This window comes from Alistipes finegoldii DSM 17242, assembly GCF_000265365.1.
Taxonomy (GTDB): domain Bacteria; phylum Bacteroidota; class Bacteroidia; order Bacteroidales; family Rikenellaceae; genus Alistipes; species Alistipes finegoldii.
The window spans coordinates 2,175,251-2,182,500 of the sequence record NC_018011.1 but is presented as its reverse complement, the minus strand read 5'-3'; the positions used below and the strand labels follow the sequence as shown (position 1 = coordinate 2,182,500).

At 54.8% G+C, this 7,250-nt stretch carries 2 protein-coding genes, 1 tRNA gene, 1 rRNA gene and 1 pseudogene (1 of these 5 cut by a window edge); 4 read left to right on the top strand and 1 reads right to left on the bottom strand.

Annotated features, from left to right (window positions below; genetic code table 11):
• Positions 1-1,303 (bottom strand): 16S ribosomal RNA (locus tag ALFI_RS09500); it reaches 221 nt to the left of the window's first position.
• 608 nt (positions 1,304-1,911) lie between these two features.
• On the opposite strand from ALFI_RS09500, the gene ALFI_RS09495 reads away from it, so the two are divergent.
• The 4 genes and pseudogenes from ALFI_RS09495 to ALFI_RS09480 all read left to right on the top strand — a co-directional run bounded on the left by ALFI_RS09495 (position 1,912) and on the right by ALFI_RS09480 (position 7,147).
• Entirely contained in the window at positions 1,912-2,526 is a 615-nt protein-coding gene (locus tag ALFI_RS09495; RefSeq protein ID WP_022043422.1) for a lipoprotein signal peptidase, read from the top strand.
• A gap of 69 nt (positions 2,527-2,595) precedes the next feature.
• Positions 2,596-2,677, top strand: a tRNA-Leu gene (locus ALFI_RS09490).
• Between the two features lie 296 nt (positions 2,678-2,973).
• Positions 2,974-4,053: pseudogene (locus tag ALFI_RS09485) on the top strand (IS110 family RNA-guided transposase).
• Positions 4,054-4,543: 490 nt separating this feature from the next.
• Positions 4,544-7,147: a 4-alpha-glucanotransferase gene (locus ALFI_RS09480; protein ID WP_014775649.1), complete on the top strand. Its 2,604-nt coding sequence runs from the start codon at positions 4,544-4,546 to the stop codon at positions 7,145-7,147.
• The last annotated feature ends 103 nt before the right edge of the window (positions 7,148-7,250 follow it).

Sequence of the window (7,250 nt, the reverse complement as noted above, 5' to 3'; positions counted from 1 at the left end):
CCTCCGATCCGAACTGAGATAGGCTTTCGAGATTGGCATCCCCTCGCGGGGTAGCGGCCCTCTGTACCTACCATTGTAACACGTGTGTAGCCCCGGACGTAAGGGCCGTGCTGATTTGACGTCATCCCCACCTTCCTCTCGGCTTACACCGGCAGTCCCGCCAGAGTGCCCAGCTTGACCTGATGGCAACTAACGGTAGGGGTTGCGCTCGTTATGGGACTTAACCCGACACCTCACGGCACGAGCTGACGACAACCATGCAGCACCTAGTTTCGTGCCCCGAAGGGAAATCCTGTTTCCAGAATCGTCACTAACTTTCAAGCCCGGGTAAGGTTCCTCGCGTATCATCGAATTAAACCACATGTTCCTCCGCTTGTGCGGGCCCCCGTCAATTCCTTTGAGTTTCATTCTTGCGAACGTACTCCCCAGGTGGATAACTTATCGCTTTCGCTTAGTCACCGACTGTGTATCGCCGACAACGAGTTATCATCGTTTACTGCGTGGACTACCAGGGTATCTAATCCTGTTTGCTCCCCACGCTTTCGTGCCTCAACGTCAGATATAGTTTGGTAAGCTGCCTTCGCAATCGGTGTTCTGTATGATCTCTAAGCATTTCACCGCTACACCATACATTCCGCCTACCGCAACTACTCTCTAGTTCAACAGTATTAGAGGCAGTTCCGGAGTTGAGCCCCGGTATTTCACCTCTAACTTATCAAACCGCCTACGCACCCTTTAAACCCAATAAATCCGGATAACGCTTGGATCCTCCGTATTACCGCGGCTGCTGGCACGGAGTTAGCCGATCCTTATTCGTACTATACTTTCAGGCTCCTACACGTAGAAGCGTTTACCCTAGTACAAAAGCAGTTTACAACTCATAGAGCCGTCTTCCTGCACGCGGCATGGCTGGTTCAGACTTGCGTCCATTGACCAATATTCCTCACTGCTGCCTCCCGTAGGAGTTTGGTCCGTGTCTCAGTACCAATGTGGGGGGTTAACCTCTCAGTCCCCCTATGTATCGTTGCCTTGGTGAGCCGTTACCTCACCAACTAGCTAATACAACGCATGCCCATCTTTAACCACCGGAGTTTTTAACCCAAGAAGATGCCTTCTCGAATGTTATGGGGAATTAGTACCAATTTCTCAGTGTTATGCCCCTGTTAAAGGTAGGTTGCATACGCGTTACGCACCCGTGCGCCGGTCGCCGGCGGAGTATTGCTACTCCCCGCTGCCCCTCGACTTGCATGTGTTAAGCCTGCCGCTAGCGTTCATCCTGAGCCAGGATCAAACTCTCCATTGTATAAAATTTATAAATGTTTTGTTAGAGTCCTGACTATTCGTTTATCCTTAAAAGGAAAATTGACAGATAAATACTACATTTCTTTTCTCTCAAAATATAACCAGTAATTCAAAGAACCAGTTTGAAAAAGTCTCGCATTTTGTAGTGCGAAAGGACTGCAAAGATAAGTCATCTTTTTTAATCCTGCAAATCTTTTTTCAAAAATCTTTTTCAAGAACTTTACGTTTCGGAAAATCGCGCTTACACAGAGCTTTAAGCTCCTTTATTGTAAACTTTCAGTCTTTGTAAGAACATCCGTTTTTCTTGAACGCGGATGCAAAGGTAGTGACTTTTTCTGAACCTGCAAGCATTTTCGCATTTTTTTTTGAAAAATCTTCAATTTTCTTCAAAATAACGCTTTTTACCTATATATATTAATGACACCCGACATGATGCATGATGCGGGCCCGGACGTATCCCGATTCGGCAACAAGGGATTCCATCCGGCCCCTATTGCCGGCCGAAAGGCCCGTTCGGGGAATATAATTGTCCGCAGGACGAGTAAAATCGGACGGCACCCCGTAAAACAGAGATTTTTTACTATTTTTGCGGCAGATAATCCGACGGCTATGAACTTCAAAAAAATATCACTGCTCATCCTGATTCTGCTCATCGCGGATCAGCTGCTCAAAATCTGGGTCAAGACCCACATGCACCTCGACGAGTCGATCATCGTATTCCCGGACTGGTTTCAATTACGGTTTATCGAGAACAACGGCGCGGCTTTCGGCATGCACATCGCCTCGAAAGGGGGATTCGACTGGGGAAAACTGCTGCTCGGCATATTCCGCATCGTCATGGTAGGTCTCATCGGCTGGCTGATGCATCATCTGCTCCGCCGCCGGGAGGATACGCCGAAGGGGGTTATCGTCGGTCTGGCGCTGGTGATGGCCGGTGCGCTCGGCAATATTATCGACAGCGCTTTCTACGGACTGATCTTTTCGGAATCGACGCCGTACGCGGTAGCGCATTTCGGCGGACATTACGCGGGCTTCATGATGGGAAAGGTCGTGGACATGTTCTATTTTCCGCTGTTCCAGTGGAACAACGTGCCGCGGTTCCTGAGCTTTCTGGTCGACAGCAACAACTACTTCTTCGGGGCGATCTTCAATCTGGCCGACGCCTACATCTCCGTGGCGGTAGTCTATCTGCTTCTGTTTCAGTATAAATTTCTGAGCAAGTAGATTTTTTTCGCAAAAATAGTTGGCGATTCAGAAAAAAGTATTACTTTTGCACACCGCAATTCCAATAATGCCCAGGTGGCGGAATAGGTAGACGCGCACGTTTCAGGTGCGTGTGCCGCAAGGCGTGCAGGTTCGATTCCTGTCCTGGGCACAAAAAATCCCGTTAGAGGAAACTCTGAGGGGATTTTTCTTTTTCCGTGTCCGCATCGTGTCCGCAATTTCATGGAGAAGGGCTCTGATTTTTCCCTGCCAGAAAGACAAAACCAGATTATTTTTGTAATTTTGTATAAACCGATTCCAAACAAACGACGAACTATCCAGATTCTGATGTAATCCCTATGTTTACAATCAGAGTTGACTGCGATGAAAGCGGATAGATGAAAAAGCTATCGAGATTTTGGTTAGATTAAAGTTGCGAGACCTTTACTAACTAAAACGACGATAGCCATGAGAGAACGAAGAAATGAAATTATTTCAAAGGACAAAAGATTTATGTAGGAATCGACGTCCATTTGAAGAGTTGGTCGGTAACGGTCTTGTCCGCGACCTCTGTACTGAAGAAATTCAGTCAAAATCCGGCCCCGGAAGCGTTGCACGGATTTCTGACGAGGAGTTTATCCGGGAGCCGAGTATCATTCGGTGTACGAAGCGGGCTTTTGCGGATTCTGGATACACGAACGCCTGACGGCATTGGGGATCGACAACATCGTGGTCAACCCGGCCGACGTACCGACCAAGAGCAGCGAAAAGCTGCGTAAGAGTGACGCCGTGGACAGCGGCAAGCTGGCGCGGAGTTTAAGAGCCAACGAACTGAAAGGCATTTATACGCCGGACAGTGTATCGTTGGAAATGCGTTCCTTGATAAGATTGAAGAACTCGATCACCAAAGACACGACCCGTCAGAAGAACCGGATCAAGTCCCAGTTACGGTGTTTAGGCATCGGGATTCCGCAGGAGTTCCTCGAACCTTTCTCCAACTGGTCGAAACGCTTTTTCGCATGGCTGAAAGAGGTTGAGACACTCACTCCGAGCGATCGTCAGGCCCTCGACATTCAGCTCCGGCATCTGGAGGAACTACGCCGTCAGAAGTTGGAGATGACACGGGCTTTACGGGCCTTGGCCAAGGCGGACCGATTCCGCGAACCGCAGCGGTTGATTATGAGCGTTCCGGGGTTCGGGCAGACTACGGGAATGGCGTTTCTGTCGGAGATATGCGACATAACCCGTTTCCGCAATGCCGAACAACTGGCCGCCTATATCGGGATGATCCCGATGTGCCATAGCAGCGGAGAGAAAGACGGAACAGGAGACATTACCGTGCGAAAACACGCCGTCATGCGCTGTAATCTGATAGAGGCTGCATGGGTGGCTATACGCCAAGATCCCGCGATGAATCTGTTTTATACAGAACAATGCAAGCGGATGCCCAAGAGCAAGGCCATCGTAAAGGTCGCCCGCAAACTGGTAAATAGACTATACTTCGTGTTGAAACACCAGACCGAATATGTCAATAGTGTCGTGTCATAAGCAACCCCTTCCGGTAAACGGATTTTCCCAGAGAGAATACTACATATTGCGTGCGGCTTTGGAGTCCGCTTAATGTAAAATGCTCCTCTGGCCTTTGTAAACTAATACAGGAACATGCGGCAGAATACTGACCGCTGTGGAAAGTCTGTCTACCGAAGGATTTTTACGGGTTCTGAAATCACGGCTTTTGCAAGAGCCAAAGGTCAAAGCACATCGTGACTCCGCACCGACTCGATCGAAGGCCGGCGGAGACACGCTGTGCCTTGACCTTTGGCCGGGAAACTCATCAAGAATCGCAATGTATTGCAAATGAAATAAAAACAAATTTAACCGAAAACTTTGATCCAGATTTATTTGGATTGTAACAGGAAACGGCAGCATGGGGCCGGAACATTGTCCCCGGTCTCGTAGACCAATGAAATTTCGGACTTATTCCATGCTCTGATGTCTTTATTTCCTCAAAGTTATAATCATTAAAGTGAATATACGAATGACACTCCTGATCAGCATCGAATACCGTACCCGCTGGGGCGAACAGCTCGTACTCCGCCTCGGCAAGCGGCGCATCGCCCTGCAATACGCCGACGGCGGCGTCTGGACCTGCGCCGTAGAGCGGTACGCCCCTGCGGCGCAGCCGGCAGAATACCGTTACGAAGTCGAGCGCGAGGGCGTGTGCATCCGCAGCGAATGGCGGCCGCACACGCTGCGGATCCCGTCCCGGGAGGGGGTGCGTACGCTGCGCATTCGCGACCGCTGGCAGGAGATGCCCTCCGACACGCCGTTCTACTCCTCGGCATTCACCCGGGGCATCTTCGGCCGCGGGAAAACCGGTAATCCGAAGAAAGCAGCCGGCAACATCACCCTGCGCGTCATCCTGCCCACCCTGCGGCCGGACGAAACGCTCGCCGTCGCCGGCAGCGGCCGTGAACTGGGCGACTGGAAACGAATCGTCCCGATGGACGACAGCCGCTTCCCGGAATGGGAACTCACGCTACATACCGCACACCGGTTCGAATACAAATTCCTGATCGCCGACCGCAAGACCCTCACCCCCATCCTGTGGGAGGAGGGTGCCAACCGCACCTGGGGCGAACTGCCCGGCGCCGGCGAACACGCCCTCGACGCCGCGGCGTACCCGCGGTTCCCCGAACGCAGATGGCAGGGCGCCGGGACGGCGATCCCGGTCTTCTCGCTCCGTACGGAAGAGGATTTCGGCGTCGGTGAGTTCTACGACCTGAAACGGCTCATCGACTGGGCGGCCGCCACCGGGCAGTGCGTCATCCAGGTACTGCCGATCAACGATACCACCATGACCGGTACATGGGAAGACTCCTACCCCTACAACGCCAATTCGACCTTCGCCCTGCACCCGCAGTTCATCCGGCTGCCGGCCGCGGGCGTCGTGGAGGACGACGAGTACCGCACCCTGCGCAACGAACTGAACGCACTCCCCGAAATAGACTACGAACGGGTCAACCGGCACAAACTGCGGCTGCTCCGCCGGGCGTTCGAACGCCACGGAACCCGCACTGCGGCACGCCGCGACTACAAGGACTTCATCGCCGCCAATAGACACTGGCTCATCCCCTATGCCGCCTTCTGCACGCTGCGCGACGAAACGGGCACGCCCGACTTCACCCGCTGGGGCGGCTTCGCCCGCTATGACCGCAAAACCGTCGACGCCTACTGCCGCAGCCACAACCGCGACATCGCATTCCACTGCTATATTCAATACCACCTGCATACGCAGTTGTCCGAGGTCTGCGCCTACGCCCGCGCCCACGGCATCGTCCTCAAGGGCGACCTGCCCATCGGCATCAGTCGCACGAGTGTCGACGCATGGCTCTACCCACACCTGTTCCACATGGACTCGCAGGCCGGGGCTCCGCCCGACGCATTCTCGGCCGTCGGGCAGAACTGGGGATTCCCGACTTACAACTGGGAACGCATGGCACGCGACGGCTACGCCTGGTGGCGGGCACGCATGGCCAAGATGGCCGAATACTTCGACGCCTTCCGCATCGACCATATCCTCGGCTTCTTCCGCATCTGGGAGATTCCCGTACATGCCGTTCACGGCCTGCTGGGCTATTTCAATCCCGCCCTGCCCTACTCCGCCGACGAACTGCGCGGCATGGGCTTCGATACGGCCGGGGGACGCTTCACCGTTCCCGCGCCCGACGACCGGATGCTCGGCGAGCTGTTCGGCGAGCTGGCCGACGAAGTGCGCACGACCTGCATGAAGGAGGGCCGGTTGCTGCCCGCCTATGCGACGCAACGCAAGGTCGCCGAGCGCTTTCCCGGCGACGATCCGCGCCGAAGCCGCCTGCGCGAAGGGCTGATGACGCTGCTCGACGACGTGCTGTTCATCGAGGACCCGCGCCGCAAAGGTTTTTTCCACCCCCGCATCGCAGCCCAATCGACCTATATGTACCGCACCCTCGACCCGCAGCGGCGCGACACTTTCGACCGGCTTCACGACGACTTCTTTTACCGCCGCCACAACCGGTTCTGGCAGGAGTCGGCCCTGCGCAAGCTCCCGGTGCTCCTCTCGGCGACCGAGATGCTGACCTGCGGCGAAGACCTGGGCATGATTCCCGACAGCGTCCCCGAGACGATGCACGAACTGCAAATCCTCTCGCTCGAAATCCAGCGCATGCCCAAGACGCCGGGGGAACTCTTCGCCGACCCGGCGCACTACCCCTATTTCTCGGTCTGCACCACTTCGACGCACGACATGAACCCGCTGCGGGCATGGTGGGAGGAAGACCGCGAACTCACGGCGCGCTTCTACCACGAAGCACTCGGCATCGGGGGCGACGTTCCCTATTTCTGCGAGCCGTGGATATGCCGGCGCATCCTCGACATGCACCTCAATTCCCCGGCGATGCTCACCATCCTGCCGTTGCAGGACTGGTTCTCGACCGACGGGGAACTGCGCTACCCCGACCCGGCCAAGGAACGCATCAACGTCCCGGCCGTCGCCCGATACTACTGGCGTTACCGAATGCACCTCCCGCTCGAGGAACTGCTGCACAAGGAGACTTTCAACGAGTCGCTGCACGACATGATCGCCTGCAGCGGGCGCCGCTGACGGGCAGACTGCGGCAGCGCCGACCCCGGCCGCAAAAATAAGGGGCGCCCCGGAATTTCCGGAGCGCCCCTTTTATCATGCCGCCGCGCCATCCTCCCGGGTG